This is a genomic window from Xanthobacter agilis (assembly GCF_021730435.1).
Classification (GTDB): domain Bacteria; phylum Pseudomonadota; class Alphaproteobacteria; order Rhizobiales; family Xanthobacteraceae; genus Xanthobacter; species Xanthobacter agilis.
In genome coordinates this window covers 38811-54379 of record NZ_JABWGX010000015.1, presented here as the reverse complement: position 1 = coordinate 54379, position 15569 = coordinate 38811, and the positions used below count along the sequence as shown (strand labels likewise).

General features: G+C 69.4%; 15 protein-coding genes and 1 other RNA gene. 11 read left to right on the top strand and 5 right to left on the bottom strand.

The genetic code is table 11. The features are described from left to right. Positions 1-2: 2 nt before the first annotated feature. The 4 genes from HUW53_RS12410 to HUW53_RS12395 all read right to left on the bottom strand — a co-directional run bounded on the left by HUW53_RS12410 (position 3) and on the right by HUW53_RS12395 (position 1568). Positions 3-617, bottom strand: coding sequence for a 5-formyltetrahydrofolate cyclo-ligase (locus HUW53_RS12410; RefSeq protein ID WP_272904214.1), 615 nt, complete (start codon positions 615-617; stop codon positions 3-5). Positions 618-633: 16 nt separating this feature from the next. After that, positions 634-787, bottom strand: a non-coding RNA gene (ssrS, locus tag HUW53_RS12405) — 6S RNA. Positions 788-872: 85 nt separating this feature from the next. Further along, positions 873-1256, bottom strand: coding sequence for a cell division protein ZapA (locus tag HUW53_RS12400; protein ID WP_237346078.1), 384 nt, complete (start codon positions 1254-1256; stop codon positions 873-875). A gap of 6 nt (positions 1257-1262) precedes the next feature. Beyond that, the gene (locus HUW53_RS12395) at positions 1263-1568 is read right to left on the bottom strand and encodes a DUF4164 domain-containing protein (RefSeq protein WP_237346077.1); all 306 of its coding nucleotides are present in this window, start codon (positions 1566-1568) and stop codon (positions 1263-1265) included. 460 nt (positions 1569-2028) lie between these two features. Here HUW53_RS12395 and tkt point away from each other — a divergent pair, with 460 nt between their 5' ends. The 7 genes from tkt (at position 2029) to HUW53_RS12360 (ending at position 10555) form a co-directional block, all read left to right on the top strand. Next, positions 2029-4020 (top strand): transketolase, encoded by a 1992-nt coding sequence (gene tkt, locus HUW53_RS12390; protein ID WP_237346076.1) that lies wholly within the window; start codon positions 2029-2031, stop codon positions 4018-4020. A gap of 103 nt (positions 4021-4123) precedes the next feature. Further along, entirely contained in the window at positions 4124-5134 is a 1011-nt protein-coding gene (gene gap, locus HUW53_RS12385) for a type I glyceraldehyde-3-phosphate dehydrogenase (RefSeq protein ID WP_237346075.1), read from the top strand. A gap of 20 nt (positions 5135-5154) precedes the next feature. Beyond that, positions 5155-6357, top strand: coding sequence for a phosphoglycerate kinase (locus HUW53_RS12380; RefSeq protein ID WP_237346074.1), 1203 nt, complete (start codon positions 5155-5157; stop codon positions 6355-6357). Positions 6358-6474: 117 nt separating this feature from the next. Further along, positions 6475-7500, top strand: a complete 1026-nt coding sequence (locus HUW53_RS12375; protein WP_237346073.1) for a class I fructose-bisphosphate aldolase — start codon at positions 6475-6477, stop codon at positions 7498-7500. A 125-nt stretch (positions 7501-7625) separates the two neighbouring features. Further along, positions 7626-8285, top strand: a complete 660-nt coding sequence (locus HUW53_RS12370; protein WP_237346072.1) for a thiamine phosphate synthase — start codon at positions 7626-7628, stop codon at positions 8283-8285. Further along, positions 8282-9589 carry a tetratricopeptide repeat protein gene (locus tag HUW53_RS12365; RefSeq protein WP_237346071.1) on the top strand — a complete coding sequence of 436 codons (1308 nt, stop codon included), beginning with the start codon at positions 8282-8284 and terminating at the stop codon, positions 9587-9589. Before HUW53_RS12370 ends, HUW53_RS12365 begins: the two co-directional genes overlap by 4 nt. Before the next feature lie 177 nt (positions 9590-9766). Continuing rightward, positions 9767-10555, top strand: coding sequence for an inositol monophosphatase family protein (locus HUW53_RS12360; RefSeq protein WP_237346070.1), 789 nt, complete (start codon positions 9767-9769; stop codon positions 10553-10555). A gap of 31 nt (positions 10556-10586) precedes the next feature. Here the strand turns inward: HUW53_RS12360 and mutL are convergent, their stop codons facing one another. Continuing rightward, complete coding sequence (mutL, locus tag HUW53_RS12355; protein WP_237346069.1) at positions 10587-12506, bottom strand: DNA mismatch repair endonuclease MutL; 1920 nt, start codon at positions 12504-12506, stop codon at positions 10587-10589. Between the two features lie 147 nt (positions 12507-12653). Here mutL and HUW53_RS12350 point away from each other — a divergent pair, with 147 nt between their 5' ends. The 4 genes from HUW53_RS12350 (at position 12654) to HUW53_RS12335 (ending at position 15469) form a co-directional block, all read left to right on the top strand. After that, positions 12654-13427: a ComF family protein gene (locus tag HUW53_RS12350; protein WP_237346068.1), complete on the top strand. Its 774-nt coding sequence runs from the start codon at positions 12654-12656 to the stop codon at positions 13425-13427. A gap of 68 nt (positions 13428-13495) precedes the next feature. Next, the gene (grxC, locus tag HUW53_RS12345; RefSeq protein ID WP_237346067.1) at positions 13496-13750 is read left to right on the top strand and encodes a glutaredoxin 3; all 255 of its coding nucleotides are present in this window, start codon (positions 13496-13498) and stop codon (positions 13748-13750) included. Positions 13751-14093: 343 nt separating this feature from the next. Continuing rightward, positions 14094-14978: a carbon-nitrogen hydrolase family protein gene (locus tag HUW53_RS12340; protein WP_237346066.1), complete on the top strand. Its 885-nt coding sequence runs from the start codon at positions 14094-14096 to the stop codon at positions 14976-14978. Next, positions 14975-15469: a DUF1178 family protein gene (locus HUW53_RS12335; protein WP_237346065.1), complete on the top strand. Its 495-nt coding sequence runs from the start codon at positions 14975-14977 to the stop codon at positions 15467-15469. Before HUW53_RS12340 ends, HUW53_RS12335 begins: the two co-directional genes overlap by 4 nt. Positions 15470-15569: the final 100 nt, after the last annotated feature.

The following is a 15569-nucleotide window of genomic DNA, read 5'->3' as shown; positions in this document are numbered from 1 at the left end:
CGTCAGATCCCGTCTTCGTCGCCGCAGCGAAACGCCTCCGCTTCCGTTACCATCACATCCACGCCTTCGTCATGGGGTTCGGCCGGCACGCACGCCACCTGCTGGCAGGCGAAGGCAAAGCCCACCGCCGTCACCGCTCCCCGCTGCCGGAGGCCGGCCAGGGTGCGGTCGTAGAAGCCACCGCCATAGCCGATGCGCAAGCCGCGCCGGTCGAATGCGGCGAGCGGCACCAGCACCACGTCCGGCACCAGCTCCGGGCATTGGGGACCTGGCGTGGGGATACAGAACGCGCCGGCGGGTTGAAGCTCCGCCCCCTCGGCCCAGCTCCGGAAGAGGAGCGGCCGCTCGCGCCCCACGATCACCGGCAACGCCAGCAGGGCCCCCTTCGCCCACAGCGCGCGGGCCAGGGGCAGGGTGTCGATCTCATCACGGAAGGAGGCGAACAGGGCAATCCGGCGCCCCTCGGGCGACTGGAAGGCCGGCACCCGCGACAGCGCATTGGCGGTGGCTTCGACTGCGGCCCGCGCGCGGTCAAGCGCGCTCATCTCGGAGCGCCGCCCCAGCGCTTCGGCGCGCAGCTGCGCCTTTTCAAGGCGAAAATCTTGGGAGGAAGCCATCGTCTGCATGGAAGCGTGCGGAGCCACAAAACCGTCGGAGGTCGATCCCGGGAAACCTACAGCGTAGGTGGGCGCCGTGTGTCCCCGTCCAGGGACGAGGTCAGGGACAGCTCCCTTAAGGATCGATAAGGCCCCGGGGATATGTCTCCTAACGAGCCCCGCAGCCCCGCCTTACCAATGTAGGAAGCTTTAGGCGCCGGCGCCAGCCCCGCGCGAAGTTATCCCTCGGATCGCGATGATCGGGAGAGGCAGGGCTCAGCCCATGCCGATGGTGCCCTTCTCGCGCGGCACCAGCTGCGCCACCAGGCGCTCGATGCGCTCGGCCACCTCCTCGATGGTGCGCGCCACGTCCCCCTCGCTGGCCTGGATGCGCTCCAGCGCGGAGGCGCGGGCGTCGCGCTGGCCCTCGATGTCGCTTTCGAGCGCCCGGATGCGGTTCCTCGACTCCGCCAGTTCATCGGCGATGGTGATGGCGGCCATCACCACCAGTCGTTGGTCGCCGATCTCGCCGAAGGCGGTGCGCAATTGCGAAATGCGGCTGTCGATGTCGTGCGCGAGCCGCACCAGATGCTCTTCCTGCCCTTCATCGCAGGCCATCCGATACTGGCGACCGGCGATGGTGACGGACACATGGGGCATGAGCGATCAGCCGCCGTGAGTCGCGAGCACGTCGCGGATGGTGGACATGGCTACGTCCAGCCGGCGCATGACCTCCTGCGCCACCTCGCCCACCTGCCCGGCTTCCGCCTGGCTGCGGTCGAGCTCGGCGGCCAGCCGCGCCCGGTCGTTGCCGAGCGCGTGGAGCTGCGCCTGCAACGCGGCCTGATGGCGATCCGCGTCCCGGCGGCGATCCAGCGCGTCGGTCAGCGAATCGAGGGCGGCGTGGAGGCGCCGGGTCGCCGCCGCAATGGGGGCGTCCTCGAGCGGGAGACGTTGCTTCAGCGCGTACATGGCAAAAGTGTAGCTGAGTCGATGATCTCCGCGCCACCACCCCCCGAGTTGTCAACCAGAATGCGCGGATGAATTTTTGCATCAGACTTACCAGGATGTTCACGCCGCCCGGTCGGCGCCGCACGTGGAACCGCGACGCTCACCACAAACGCGCCGTTCTTGTTTCTTAAAGTGTTTGGCGGCACAATGGCGCAGCAGAATACCGCCCAAACGGTCCCAATACCTTCTCGCGGAGGGCGAGCGATGCCCTTTCGGCAATCGGCGCGACGATCAAACGCGGAGAGCCGGAGCGACAACCCGCTTGACGCCAGGGACGAGGTGCGTTTGACACCCCCGAGAGCGCTGTTATCTAGACAGCCGCCATGGCAAGCGCCGGAGAGCAGGCCACAGACTGCTTGATCGACCGGGCGAGGCCCGCCGGACGGGCCCACAGCGCAAGCCGCATTTTTTTGAGGGGCTCATGTCGAACCGCACCCGCCACGATCGTATGGCCAACGCCATCCGGTTTCTGTCCATCGACGCCGTGGAAGCCGCCAACAGCGGTCATCCGGGGCTGCCCATGGGCGCGGCGGACATTGCCACCGTCCTGTTCAGCCGGGTGCTGAAATTCGATCCCACCCAGCCGAACTGGGCGGATCGCGACCGGTTCGTGCTGTCCGCGGGCCACGGCTCCATGCTGCTCTATTCGGTGCTGCACCTCACCGGCTACAAGCAGGTGACCATCAACGAGATCAAGCGGTTTCGCCAACTCGGATCGCTGACGCCGGGGCATCCGGAGAACTTCGTCACCGAGGGCATCGAGACCACCACCGGCCCGCTCGGCCAGGGCATCGCCACCGCCGTCGGCATGGCGATCGCCGAGAAGGCGCTCGCCGCCCGCTTCGGCGCCGACCTCGTCAACCACCGCACCTATGTGCTGTGCTCCGACGGCGACCTCATGGAGGGCATCAGCCAGGAGGCGGCGGACATCGCCGGCCACCTTAAGCTCTCCAAGCTCACCGTGCTGTGGGACGACAACCGCATCTCCATCGACGGCCCGACCTCGGTCTCCACCTCCACCAACCAGCTCCTGCGCTTCGCCGCCTCCGGCTGGGCCACCGCCGAGGTGGACGGGCACGATCCGGACGCCATCCTCGCCGCCGTTGAAGCGGCCAAGGGCTCCGACAAGCCCACCTTCATCGCCTGCCGCACCACCATCGGCTACGGATCGCCCAAGCGCGCCGGCTCCGAGAAGGTCCACGGCTCGCCCCTCGGCAAGGAAGAGGTGGCCGCCACCCGCGCCGCCCTGGGCTGGGAAGCCGGTCCGTTCGAGATCCCCGAGGACGTCGCCGCCGACTGGCGCGCGGCGGGCGCCAAAGGCCACGCCGATCGCGAAGCTTGGGAAAAGCGCCTCGCCGCCGCCCCCGCGGAGCTGCGCGCCGAGTTCGAGCGGCGCATCTCCGGCACCCTGCCGCAGGGCTTCCTCGCGGCCGTGGTGGAAGCCAAGGCGAAGGCGGTGGCCGCCGGCGGCGCCGTGGCCACCCGCAAATCGTCCGAGGCGGTGCTCGACATCCTGGTTCCGGTGATGCCGGAGCTGCTGGGCGGCTCGGCCGACCTCACCGGCTCCAACAACACCAAGGCCAAGAGCGCCAAGTCCGTCACGCCGGACGACTTCTCCGGCTCGTTCATGCACTGGGGCGTGCGCGAGCATGGCATGTCGGCGGCCATGAACGGCATCGCGCTGCACAAGGGGCTTGTGCCCTTCTCCGGCGGCTTCATGGTCTTCTCCGACTATTGCCGGCCGGCGATCCGCCTCGCCGCCCTCATGGGCACGCGGGTGATCCATGTGCTGACCCACGATTCCATCGGCCTCGGCGAGGATGGCCCGACCCACCAGCCGGTGGAGCATCTGGCGGCCCTGCGCGCCATCCCGAACCTCCTGGTGCTGCGCCCGGCCGACACGGTGGAGACGGCGGAAGCCTGGCAGATCGCCATCGAGCACACCGGTGGCCCCTCGGCCCTGATCCTGTCGCGCCAGAACCTGCCCCTGCTGCGCACCGACGCGACGCAGGAGAATAAGAGCGCCGCCGGCGCCTATGAGATCGCTCCGGCGAGCGGCGCGGCCAAGGTGTCGCTGTTCGCCACCGGCTCGGAGGTCTCCCTCGCCGTGGAGGCCCGGAAGCTTCTGGAGGCCCAGGGTGTTCCCACCCGCGTGGTCTCCGTCCCCTCGTTCGAACTGTTCCTCGCAAAGTCCGCCGCAGAGCGGGCGAAGGTGATCGGGGACGCTCCGGTGAAGGTGGCGGTGGAAGCCGCCATCCGCATGGGGTGGGACGAAATCGTCGGTTCGGATGCCGCCTTCGTGGGAATGACCTCATTCGGCGCCAGCGCGCCAGCAAAGGATCTCTACGCCCATTTCGGAATCACTGCGGAGAAGGTGGCGGAGGCCGCCCTCGACAAGCTCCGGCAGGCCTGAGTTCCGCGCGCGGCGGGCGCGACAGTCGCAGCGGCGCGGAAACTTCCGCAGCCGCGCCCACAAGATCGAGCCGTGCTGAGAAGCCGGCTATGGAGGATGGAAAATGAGCGTCAAGGTGGCCATCAACGGTTTTGGACGCATCGGCCGTAACGTGCTGCGCGCCATCATCGAATCGGGCCGCACCGATATCGAGGTGGTGGCGATCAACGATCTGGGCCCGGTGGAGACCAACGCGCACCTGCTGCGTTTCGACAGCGTGCACGGCCGCTTCCCCGCCACCGTCACGGTTGCCGGCGACACCATCGACGTGGGCCGCGGGCCCATCAAGGTCACCGCCGTGCGCAACCCGGCCGAGCTGCCCCACGCGGCCCTGGGCGTGGACATCGCCCTCGAATGCACGGGCATCTTCACGTCTAAGGAGAAGGCGTCCGCGCATCTGACGGCCGGCGCAAAGCGGGTGCTGGTTTCCGCCCCCGCCGAAGGTGCCGATCTCACGGTGGTCTTCGGCGTGAACCACGACAAGCTCGCGCCCGAGCACTTGGTGGTGTCCAACGCGTCCTGCACCACCAATTGCCTGGCGCCGGTGGCCAAGGTCCTCAACGATGCGGTCGGCATCGAAAAGGGCTTCATGACCACCATCCACTCCTATACCGGCGACCAGCCCACGCTGGACACCATGCACAAGGACCTCTACCGCGCTCGCGCGGCGGCCATGGCCATGATCCCCACCTCCACCGGCGCCGCCAAGGCGGTGGGTCTGGTGCTGCCCGAGCTGAACGGCAAGCTCGACGGCACCTCGATCCGCGTGCCAACCCCGAACGTCTCGGTGATCGATCTGAAGTTCATCGCCAAGCGCGCGACCACGAAGGAGGAGATCAACGCGGCCGTCATCGCCGCCGCCTCCGAAGGGCCGCTGAAGGGCATTCTCGGCATCACCGACCAGCCGAACGTCTCCATCGACTTCAACCACGACCCCCGCTCCTCCACCTTCCATTTGGACCAGACCAAGGTGATGGACGGCACGCTGGTGCGTGTGCTCTCGTGGTACGATAACGAGTGGGGCTTCTCGAACCGCATGAGCGACACCGCCGTCGCCATGGGCAAGCTCGGTTGATGGGCGAGGGAGGCGCGAAAATGATCGCCTACCGCACCCTCGACGACGCCGACCTCGCGCACAAGCGTGTGCTGGTCCGCGTCGATCTCAACGTCCCCATGGACTGCGGGCGCGTCACCGACGACACCCGCATCAAGGCCATCCTGCCCACCATCCGCGCGATCACGCAGAAGGGCGGCAAGGCGGTCCTGATCTCCCATTTCGGGCGTCCCAAGGGCCGGGACGAGAGCCAGTCTCTCGCCCCCCTCGCCAAGGCGCTGGAAGCCCAGCTCGGCCATAGCGTGGCGTTCGCCTCCGACTGCGTCGGCGCCGCCGCCGAGAGCGCCATCGCCCGGCTCGCCGCCGGCGATGTGATCGTGCTGGAGAACACCCGCTTCCATGCGGGCGAGGAGAAGAACGCACCGGAGTTCATCCAGGCCCTCGCCAGCCTTGGCGATGTCTATGTGAACGACTCCTTCTCCACCGCGCACCGTGCCCATGCCTCCACGGCGGGGCTCGCCGGGGTGCTGCCGGCCTATGCCGGCCGATCCATGCAGGGCGAGCTCGACGCGCTCACCAAGGCGCTCGAGGCGCCCGAGCGCCCGGTGCTGGCGGTGGTCGGCGGCGCCAAGGTCTCCACCAAGCTCGAATTGCTCGGCAATCTCGTGCATAAGGTGGACATCCTGGTGATCGCGGGCGGCATGGCCAACACCTTCCTGGCCGCCATGGGCCACAAGGTGGGCAAGTCGCTGTGCGAGCACGACCTGGGCGACACCGCCCGCGCCATTCTCGAAGAGGCCAAGACGGCCAAGTGCGAGATCGTGCTGCCGGTGGATGCCGTGGTGACGAAAGAGTTCAAGGCCAACGCCGCGCATCGGGTGGTGGACGTGGACCATGTGGCCGACGACGAGATGATCCTCGACGCCGGTCCCGCGTCGGTCGCCCAGGTGGTCGAGAAGCTGAAGGGCGTAAAGACGGTGGTCTGGAACGGCCCGTTCGGCGCCTTCGAGCTGCCGCCCTTCGATGCCGCCACGGTGGCGGTGGCGAAGGAGGTGGCAGCCCTCACCAAGGCCGGGCGCCTGCTCTCCGTGGCCGGTGGCGGCGATACGGTGGCGGCGCTCAACCACGCCAAGGCGGGCTGCGACTTCTCCTATGTCTCCACCGCTGGCGGCGCCTTCCTCGAATGGCTGGAGGGCAAGGCCCTTCCGGGTGTCGAGGCCCTGAAACCCGGCGCGTCCGCGTGACCTTCCGGGGCGGCCCCCCGGCCGCCCCGCTTCCCTGATTCGGGCCCGGCCCGCGCCAGGGACATTTGCGAACACTCTGAACGAACCCTACAGACCGCCAAGGCAGGACGGAGAATCATGACGGCTGAGCTCGACACGAACGCTCAGAAGATGGTGGCCAACGGCAAGGGCATCCTCGCCGCTGACGAGAGCACTGCCACCATCAAGAAGCGTTTCGATGCCATCGGCGTGGAATCCACGGAGGCCAACCGCCGCGATTATCGCGAGTTGCTGTTCCGTTCCACCGAGGCGATGCAGAACTACATCTCCGGCGTGATCCTCTATGATGAGACCCTGCGCCAGAAGGCCAGCGACGGCACGCCGCTGGTGGCCCTCATCGAGCAGGCCGGCGCGCTGCCCGGCATCAAGGTGGACGCGGGCGCCAAGCCCCTGCCCTTCTGCCCGGGCGAGACCATCACCGAGGGGCTCGACGGCCTCGCCGGCCGCCTGAAGGAATATCGCGACCTCGGCGCCCGCTTCGCCAAGTGGCGGGCGGTGATCGACATCGCCGCCGGCATCCCCTCCCGCGGCGCGATCGAGGCCAACGCCCAGGCGCTGGCCCGCTACGCCGCCTTGTGCCAGGAGGCCGGCATCGTCCCGATCGTCGAGCCCGAAGTGCTGATGGACGGCGACCACTCCATCGACCGCTGCTATGCGGTGACGGAGTTCGTGCTGAAGGAGACCTTCCATCAGCTCTACCATCAGCGCGTCCGCCTGGAAGGCATGGTGCTGAAGCCCAACATGGTGGTGCCAGGCAAAAAGGCCACCGTGCAGGCCTCGGTCGAGGAAGTGGCGCTCAAGACCGTGCGCGTGCTCAAGAATTGCGTGCCGGCGGCGGTACCGGGCATCGCCTTCCTGTCGGGCGGCCAGTCGGACGAGGAGGCCACCGCCCACCTCGATGCCATGGTCAAGCTGGGCGGCCTGCCGTGGGCGCTCACCTATTCCTATGGCCGCGCCCTTCAGGCCGCGCCGCAGAAGGCATGGTCCGGCAAGGTGGAGAACGTGGCCGCCGCGCAGGCCGCCTTCACCCATCGCGCCGAAATGAACTCGCTGGCGGCACAGGGCCTCTGGTCGCCGGAGCAGGAAGCCAGGAAGGCCGCCTGAGTCCAAGCGGCACGCCGCCCAAACCGAAGGGCCGGCCCATCGCCGGCCCTTTTTCATGCCCGGATGCGCGACACCCCGCGGTCCCCGCCGCCAATTTGCCCCTTTCTTGGCCGACCGATCCTGTCATGTCGCAATCCGCCCTTCCTCCCCGCGCCCGCCTGATGTTGATCCTGCCCTCGGCCCTGCCTCCGCAGGACGCGGTGGCGCTGGCCGCCGCCGGCGATGTGGCCGCAGCCGTCATCCGCCCGGCGGAAAAGGCGCCCTCCGCGGCGCAGCTGCGGGCGCTCGCCCAGCCCCTGCAACAGCGCGATTGCGCGGTGCTGGTGGAGGACAAGCCCGAGCTGGTGGCCGCCGCGGGCCTCGACGGCGCCCATGCCGACGACGCCGCGCTGCTGGCCAAGGTTCTCAAGCAGTTGAAACCCGACGGCATCGTCGGTGCCGGCGGCCTGTTCACCCGCCATGCGGCCATGGAGGCCGGCGAGAGCGGGGCCGACTATGTGCTGTTCGGCGCGCTCGCCGGCGGCGACGACTTCGCGCGCACCCGCGCGCTGGTGGAGTGGTGGAGCCCGCTGTTTGAAGTGCCGTGCGCGGCCGTCGCCACCTCGCTGCCGGAGGTCGAGGCCCTGGCCAACGCCGGCGCCGATTTCATTGTCCTCGGCGAGGGCTTGCTCCGTGGCGCCGACGGCGTCGCTGCCGTGCGCGCGGCCCAGGCCGCGATCGACACCGCGAAGGTGACGGCCGGCACTCCGGGGGACGAGATCGCCGGCCCGGACGATGCCCCATGAGGCAGCCGCCCGCTCCGACAGAGGCATCCGGCGCGCGCGCGCCCAGAGCCCGGCCCGGACGGACGGCGGGCGCGATTGCGGCGGTCGCCCTCCTTTCCGGTCTCGCCATCGCGCCGCAGGCCGGTCCCGCGCGCGCGCAGCCTCCGGCGCACGCGACTGACTCCGCCAAGGCGAAAAACGGCAAGGCCAGTTCCGGAAAGGCCACGCCCGCCCCCTCCACCGCGCCCAAGGCCGATGCTTCGTCCCCCGCGGCCGGGGCCGGCGCGCTCGGCCTCCCGCCGGGCACCCTCGGCCACTTCCCCCAGCTCGATACCGCAGGCGCGAAAGGCGACATCGCCTATGGCGCCTATCAGCGCGGCTTCTACATCACCGCTCTGCAGGCGGCCTTGAAGCGGGTGAAGGCCGACAACGACCCGGTGGCCATGACCCTGGTCGCGGAGCTCTACAATCACGGCTTCGGCGTGCCGCACGACCAGAAGGCGGCAATCGATTGGTATCATAAGGCGGCGACGGCCGGCTCGGCCGACGCCCAATTCGCCCTCGGCCTGATGGCGCTGACCGGCAACGGCATGACCGCCAACGAGGAGGAGGCGGCCAAGATGTTCCGTCAGGCGGCGGAAAAGGGCCATGGCGCGGCCGCCTACAATCTCGGCCTGCTGTACATGCAGGGCCGCAAGGTCCGCCAGGACATGCCCAAGGCCGCGCATTGGTTCGAGCTGGCGGCGGAAAAGGACCTTGAGGATGCCCAATACGCCCTCGCCGTGCTGCTGAAGGCCGGCAACGGGGTGGACCGCGACGTGCCGGGCGCCGCCCAGCTCATGGGGCGCGCGGCGAAGCTCGGCCATGTGACGGCACAGGTGGAGTTCGCCATCATGCAGTTCAACGGCATGGGCGTACCGAAGGACGAGGCGGCGGCGGCGGCCCTGTTCCGCAAGGCGGCGCTGGCGGGCAACGCCATCGCGCAGAATCGCTATGCCCGCCTGCTGTCCGCCGGGCGTGGCACGGCTCAGGACCCGGTGGCGGCGGTCAGCTGGCACCTGATGGCCAAGAGCCGCGGCCTCGGTGATCCCATGCTGGATGGCGTCGCCGACAAACTGAGCCCGGAGGACCGCAGGAAAGCGGAAGATCAGGCCCGCCGCTGGGGCGCTGAACTGCCGTCCACCGGCGCGCCGGCGGGGCCACCTCAAGGCGGCGCGAGGCAAGCTGCTCCCGCGGGGAACGCAGCCAAGCCGGCGTCCAAGCCCGCCGCCCAGACCAAGCCGTCCGCGCCCGCCGCCGCGAAGCCGGCACCGGCGACCCCTTAAATCAGAGGGCGCGCAGCCCTTCAGCCGATGCCGCGCCATGCGGCGCCATCCAGGTCGGTGCTTCCGCCCGCCTTGACGGCGCCGCACAAGGCGGGCACACGTCGGCACGATCGCCCGGATGCTTCGACCCGGCCCGCCCTTGCCGCACCGCCGGCTTCCTACTTCAGAGTCCCGTCAATGATCCGCTCGCCCCTCATCACCGTCATGGTCCAGGCCGTCCGCAAGGCCGGCCGCGCCCTCATCCGCGATTTCGGCGAGGTGGAACAGCTCCAGGTCTCCGTGAAGGGCCCGGCGGATTTCGTCTCCGCAGCCGACCGGAAGTCGGAAGACGTGCTGTTCGCGGAACTGTCCAAGGCCCGCCCCACCTATGGCTTCCTGATGGAGGAGCGGGGCCGGGTGGACGGCACCGACGACGCCAACGAGTGGGTTGTGGACCCCCTCGACGGCACCACCAACTTCCTGCACGGCATCCCCATGTTCGCCATCTCGGTGGCACTGGTGCGCAACGGCGTGCCCATGGCGGGCGTCATCTTCAATCCGGCCAATGACGAATTGTTCGTGGCCGAGGTCGGCCAGGGCGCCTATCTGAACGACCGGCGCCTGCGCGTCGCCGGCCGGCGCAAGCTCGCCGAATGCGTCGTGTGCTGCGGCCTGCCGCACATGGGGCGTGGCGATCACGAGCAGTTCAACCGGGAATTGGGCGTGGTGCAAAGGCAGGTAGCCGGCCTGCGGCGCACCGGCTCGGCCGCGCTCGACCTGGCCTGGGTGGCGGCGGGCCGTTTCGATGCCTTCTGGGAACGCAAGCTCGCGCCGTGGGACATGGCGGCCGGCCTCGTCATGGTGCGCGAAGCCGGCGGCTTCGTCTCCGACATGGACGGCGGCGAGAAGATCCTGGAAAAGGGCGACGTGCTGGCCGGCAACGAGCTGATCCACCGCGACCTGCAACGCCTCCTGAAGAGCGCCTGAGCCGGCGCGCCTCCCCCTGCCCCACCCCGCCTTACCGTCGCGCGAACAGTTTCTCCACGTCCTTCAGCGACAGGGTGACGAAGGTGGGGCGGCCATGGTTGCACTCCCCGGAATTGGGGGTGGCCTCCATTTCGCGCAGCAGGGCGTTCATCTCCTCCACCCTCAGGCGGCGGCCGGCGCGCACCGAACCATGGCAAGCCATGGTGGCAGCCACATGCAGCAGGCGCCGCTCCAGCGGCAGGGCATCGTCCCACTCCGCCGCATGCTCGGCGAGATCGCGCACCAGCTTCGTCACGTCGGCGTCCTTGAGCAGGGCGGGAACCTCGCGCACCAGCACCGCGCCGGGTCCGAACGGCTCCACCACCAGGCCAAGGGCTGAAAGATCAGCCGCCTTGTCCGCGAGGCGCTCCGCGTCCGCCGGATCAAGGTCCACCACGGCGGGGATGAGCAGGCCCTGCCGGGCCACCCCGTCACGGTCGAGGCCCGCCTTCAGCCGCTCATAGACGAGCCGCTCGTGGGCGGCGTGCTGATCGACCAGCACCAGCCCGTCGCGGGTTTGGGCGACGATGTAGGTCTCGTGCAATTGCGCCCGCGCCGCGCCCAGCGGCCGGTCGAGATCCCCCGCCTCCACCGGGGCCGCGTCGGCGCGCGCATCGGCGGACGGCGGCGCGATGTCGAAGGCGCCCTGGACCGGCGGTTCCGGCGCGCCGGCGGCATAATCCTCCCGCCCCACCTCGGCGAAGCTCTGGGGCGCCGTGGGCGTCCCCGGCGGGCGCGCCGGAGAGGACCGCCAATCATATCCACCGCGCGGAGCATAGGCCGCCGTGCGCGCCCAGGTTCCGCCGCCGGACAAGGGTGGCGTGGTACCGCGCGCGGCGCCGGGCGGCCCTTGCTCCAGTTCCGGCGCGCGCGCCAGCGCCACCAGCCGATCGGCGATGGTGCCGGCGGTGCGCGGCAGCCGCGCCGCCAGCGCGTCGGACAGGGTGCGCACGATGAGCGCCCGCACATTGCCCCCGTCGCGGAAGCGCACCTCGGTCTTGGCCGGGTGCACGTTCACATCCACCTCCCGCGGATCGAGGGAGAAGAACAGCGCCAGCACCGGATAGCGATCGGACGGCAACAGATCGGCATAGGCGCCGCGGATGGCCCCCATCAGAAGCTTGTCGCGGACCGGGCGGCCATTCACGAACAGATACTGGCTGAGCGAATTGGCCTTGGAATAGCTCGGCAGGCCGGCGAGCCCCTCCAGCACCACACCGCCGCGCGCGCCCTCCACCGGGATCACGTTGGCCCCCGTCTCGGCGCCCAGCACATCGGCGAGCCGGGCGGCCCGGCCTTGGGCATCCAGGGCGCGGGCGGGCCAGATGACGGCGGGCTTGTCCTCCGCCACCAGCGTGACCGCCACATCCGGTCGCGCCAGAGCCAGGCGGCGCACCACGTCCACCGCGGCGGTGGTCTCGGCCCGGTCGGATTTCAGGAACTTCAGCCGCGCGGGCGTGGCGAAGAACAAGTCGCGCACCTCCACCCGCGTGCCGGCGCCGAGGGCCGCCGGTCGTGGCGGTGTCACCACCCCGCCATCCACCCGCACCTCGAACGCGTGGGGCGCGCCCGTGGGCCGGCTGGCGATGGCAAGGTGCGCCACCGCGCCGATGGAGGGCAGAGCCTCGCCGCGAAAGCCGAGGGTGGAGATGGCGAGCAGATCCTCGCCCGCGAGCTTCGAGGTGGCGTGGCGCTCGACGCACAAGGCAAGATCGTCCGGCCCCATGCCGCAGCCGTCGTCGGTGATGCGCACTAGATCGCGGCCGCCGCCGCGCACGACCACTTCCACCGCGCGAGCGCCGGCATCCATGGCGTTTTCCATGAGCTCCTTCACCACGGCCGCCGGCCGCTCCACCACCTCGCCGGCGGCGATGCGGTCGATGAGCACGGGGGGCAGGCGGCGGATGGTCATGGGCACCTTCGACTCAAGACAAGATGAAACGTGATGTTAACGCGGATCATGGCGGCTCCGCGGACACGGCCGGCGCTGTCCCCGCCTTTACACCGCCCCGCCTCGCCGTCCATCATTCCGTCCGGAGCGCAGACGGGCGGGAACGCGATGGACGATGTGGCCTTCCGGCTGAAGCGCGTGGGACGGGCCGTGAGGCGGCTGGGCGCGGGGGTGCTCAGCCTCGCGTTGCCGCACACCTGCATCGCCTGCGGCCGCGTGACCGCCGACGCGGGCGGCCTATGCGGCGCGTGCTGGTCCACGCTGGTCTTCATCACCCCGCCCTATTGCGCGCGCACCGGCCAGCCCCTGCCCCATGACGGTGGCCTTGCCGCCCCCCTTCTCTCCGCCGAGGCCATCGATCACCCCCCGGCCTTCGACCGGGCGCGGGCGGCGGTGGTCTTCACCGATGTGGCGCGCCAGCTCGTCCACAATCTCAAATATGCCGATCGTCTCGACGTGGCCGCCCCCATGGCCCGCCTCATGGCCCTCGCCGGCCGGGATCTGGTGGCCGAGGCGGATCTGGTGGTGCCGGTGCCGCTGCATCCGCTGCGGCTCTGGCGCCGGCGGTTCAATCAAGCCGCCCTCCTGGCGCGACATCTCGCCCCGGCGGGTCGGCTGAAGATCCGCACGGATCTCATCAAGCGCCGGCGCCCCACCCCCTCGCAGACCCGGCTCGGCCGGTCGGAGCGGCGCGCGAACGTGGCGGACGCCTTTGCGCCATGCAGCGATGCAGCATCCGCTCTGCCGGGCCGGCGCATCCTTCTGGTGGACGATGTCTATACCACCGGCGCGACCCTCGATGCCTGTGCCCGCGTGCTGCGGCGCGCCGGGGCATCCCATGTGGACGCGCTCACATTTGCGCGTGTTGTCGACTTCGCGTGAAGCCTTATGATACGTCACTTTCATGACGGCGGATCCGCCGTCCCACATGCCCCCGAATGTGACGGCCCATGAAGCAGATTGTCATTTATACCAAGAGCTGGTGTCCTTATTGCCATTCCGCAAAGGAATTGCTGCGCCGCAAGGGCTGGACCTTCACCGAGATCGACGTGACCACCGATGCCGAAGGCCAGCAGGAAATGTCCCGCCTCGCCGGGGGGCGCACGAGCGTCCCGCAGATCTTCATCGGTGACGCCCATGTCGGCGGCTGCGATGATCTCTATGCCCTGGACCGCGCCGGGCGCCTCGACGCGCTCGCGGCCTAGGCCCCTTCAGGTTCGCCCTGGCTCCAGACCACTGGAGCCAACACATTGGCAACGCGTATTTTCTTGCCGTCGGTCCCGCGCCGCCCCGTCGGCAGACTGCGCGAACGGGATCGACCTTCGCGGTTCACAGACCCGCGAGGCCTCAATCTTTGGGCCTGCATCTTTGTCATCGGGCGCGCGGATCCCCCGCGGCCCGCCAGCCTCGCGAAGATGCGACCCGGAACACCGCTCCACGCCCGTTCCAAAGGCGCGAACACGCACTATCTTTCCTGATGAAGGGGCTCCCCCGAGTGCCAGCGCCGGCTCGGCGCGCCATGCCCGCCGGATAGCGAAAGTCAGCTGAATGACCTCCCTCGAGACTGCTCAAACCTTGCGTGTCGGCCTCGTGCAGTTGCGGACCGGCCGCGACCCCGCCGCCAATCTCGACGCCGTATCCGCCCTGATCCGCGCGGCGGCGGCGGACGGAGCGCGCTATGTGCAGACGCCCGAGACCACCAACATCATGGAACTCGACCGCGCGCGCCTGTTCGAGCAGTTGGCGGAAGAGCACAAGGATACCACCCTTGCCGCCCTGCGTGACCTCGCGCGTGAGCTGAAGATCCATCTGCATATCGGCTCGCTCGCGCTCAAGATCTCCGATGCCAGGGCCGTGAACCGCGCCATCCTGATCGATCCGGAGGGCGAGATTTCCGCCCGCTACGACAAGATCCACATGTTCGACGTCGATCTGGGCAATGGCGAGAGCTACCGCGAATCCGGCGCCTACCGGCCCGGCGAACGCGCAGTGACGGCGGATGTGGACGCCATCCGCATCGGCCTGACCATCTGCTATGACCTGCGCTTTCCCGCGCTCTACCGGGCGCTGGCGGAAGCCGGGGCCAAGGTGCTCACCGTGCCTTCCGCCTTCACCCGGCCCACCGGCGAGGCCCATTGGCATGTGCTGCTGCGCGCGCGCGCCATCGAGACCGGCGCTTATGTGCTGGCCGCCGCCCAGGGCGGTAAGCATGAGAACGGGCGCGAAACTTACGGCCACTCCCTCATCGTGGACCCCTGGGGCCGCGTCATCGCCGAGGGCGGCACCGATCCCGGCGTGATCCTCGCGGAGATCGACATGAAGGAGGTGGCCTCCGCCCGCGCGCGCATCCCGTCCCTCAGCAACGGGCGCCGGTTCGAGGTGGCGGAAGCGCAGCCGGTGGGGCGGCTGCATGTGGTGGAGCGCAGATCGTGATCCTCTACACCCTTCAATGCGCGGCGGGGCACCGCTTCGACAGCTGGTTCCCCTCCTCCGCCAGCTATGAAAGCCAGCGGGCGCGCCAGCTGGTGAGTTGTCCCGTCTGCACGTCCACGCAGGTGGAGAAGGCCGTGATGGCGCCCTCCGTTGCCCGCACGGACCTCGCGCGCACCGATCTGGCGCGCGCCGACCCCGCGCGCGACGCGGCCGAGCCCCCGCCCGCGGACGCCGAGGGCAAGCCCGCTCTGCCGATGCTCTCCCAGCCCGAGGCGGAGTTGCGCAGCCTCATGCGCAAGCTGCGTGAGCATGTGGTCAAGACGTCCGATTATGTAGGCGATGAATTTGCGGACCTCGCCCGCAAGATGCATGACGGCGAGGTGGAACATCGCTCCATCTACGGCGAGGCAACACCGGACGAAGTCGAAGCCTTGAGAGAGGATGAGGTCGAAGTCTTCCCCCTGCCCATCCTGCCAGACGACCGCAACTGACCCATCAACTGACCCATCAGCCGCGATCCTCGACCTGCGCCGATGGGGTTACGCCGGAACGCCTCGTCCCCGTCCGTGCCGGCGGCATCCGTCTTGCCGG

What these genes read in the sequence shown, in the direction of transcription:
- HUW53_RS12410 (WP_272904214.1), bottom strand. Translation starts at nt 617, where the DNA reads ATGGCTTCCTCCCAAGATTTTCGCCTTGAAAAGGCGCAGCTGCGCGCC.
- HUW53_RS12400 (WP_237346078.1), bottom strand. Translation starts at nt 1,256, where the DNA reads ATGCCCCATGTGTCCGTCACCATCGCCGGTCGCCAGTATCGGATGGCC.
- HUW53_RS12395 (WP_237346077.1), bottom strand. Translation starts at nt 1,568, where the DNA reads ATGTACGCGCTGAAGCAACGTCTCCCGCTCGAGGACGCCCCCATTGCG.
- tkt (WP_237346076.1), top strand. Translation starts at nt 2,029, where the DNA reads ATGTCGAACCGCACCCGCCACGATCGTATGGCCAACGCCATCCGGTTT.
- gap (WP_237346075.1), top strand. Translation starts at nt 4,124, where the DNA reads ATGAGCGTCAAGGTGGCCATCAACGGTTTTGGACGCATCGGCCGTAAC.
- HUW53_RS12380 (WP_237346074.1), top strand. Translation starts at nt 5,155, where the DNA reads ATGATCGCCTACCGCACCCTCGACGACGCCGACCTCGCGCACAAGCGT.
- HUW53_RS12375 (WP_237346073.1), top strand. Translation starts at nt 6,475, where the DNA reads ATGACGGCTGAGCTCGACACGAACGCTCAGAAGATGGTGGCCAACGGC.
- HUW53_RS12370 (WP_237346072.1), top strand. Translation starts at nt 7,626, where the DNA reads ATGTCGCAATCCGCCCTTCCTCCCCGCGCCCGCCTGATGTTGATCCTG.
- HUW53_RS12365 (WP_237346071.1), top strand. Translation starts at nt 8,282, where the DNA reads ATGAGGCAGCCGCCCGCTCCGACAGAGGCATCCGGCGCGCGCGCGCCC.
- HUW53_RS12360 (WP_237346070.1), top strand. Translation starts at nt 9,767, where the DNA reads ATGATCCGCTCGCCCCTCATCACCGTCATGGTCCAGGCCGTCCGCAAG.
- mutL (WP_237346069.1), bottom strand. Translation starts at nt 12,506, where the DNA reads ATGACCATCCGCCGCCTGCCCCCCGTGCTCATCGACCGCATCGCCGCC.
- HUW53_RS12350 (WP_237346068.1), top strand. Translation starts at nt 12,654, where the DNA reads ATGGACGATGTGGCCTTCCGGCTGAAGCGCGTGGGACGGGCCGTGAGG.
- grxC (WP_237346067.1), top strand. Translation starts at nt 13,496, where the DNA reads ATGAAGCAGATTGTCATTTATACCAAGAGCTGGTGTCCTTATTGCCAT.
- HUW53_RS12340 (WP_237346066.1), top strand. Translation starts at nt 14,094, where the DNA reads ATGACCTCCCTCGAGACTGCTCAAACCTTGCGTGTCGGCCTCGTGCAG.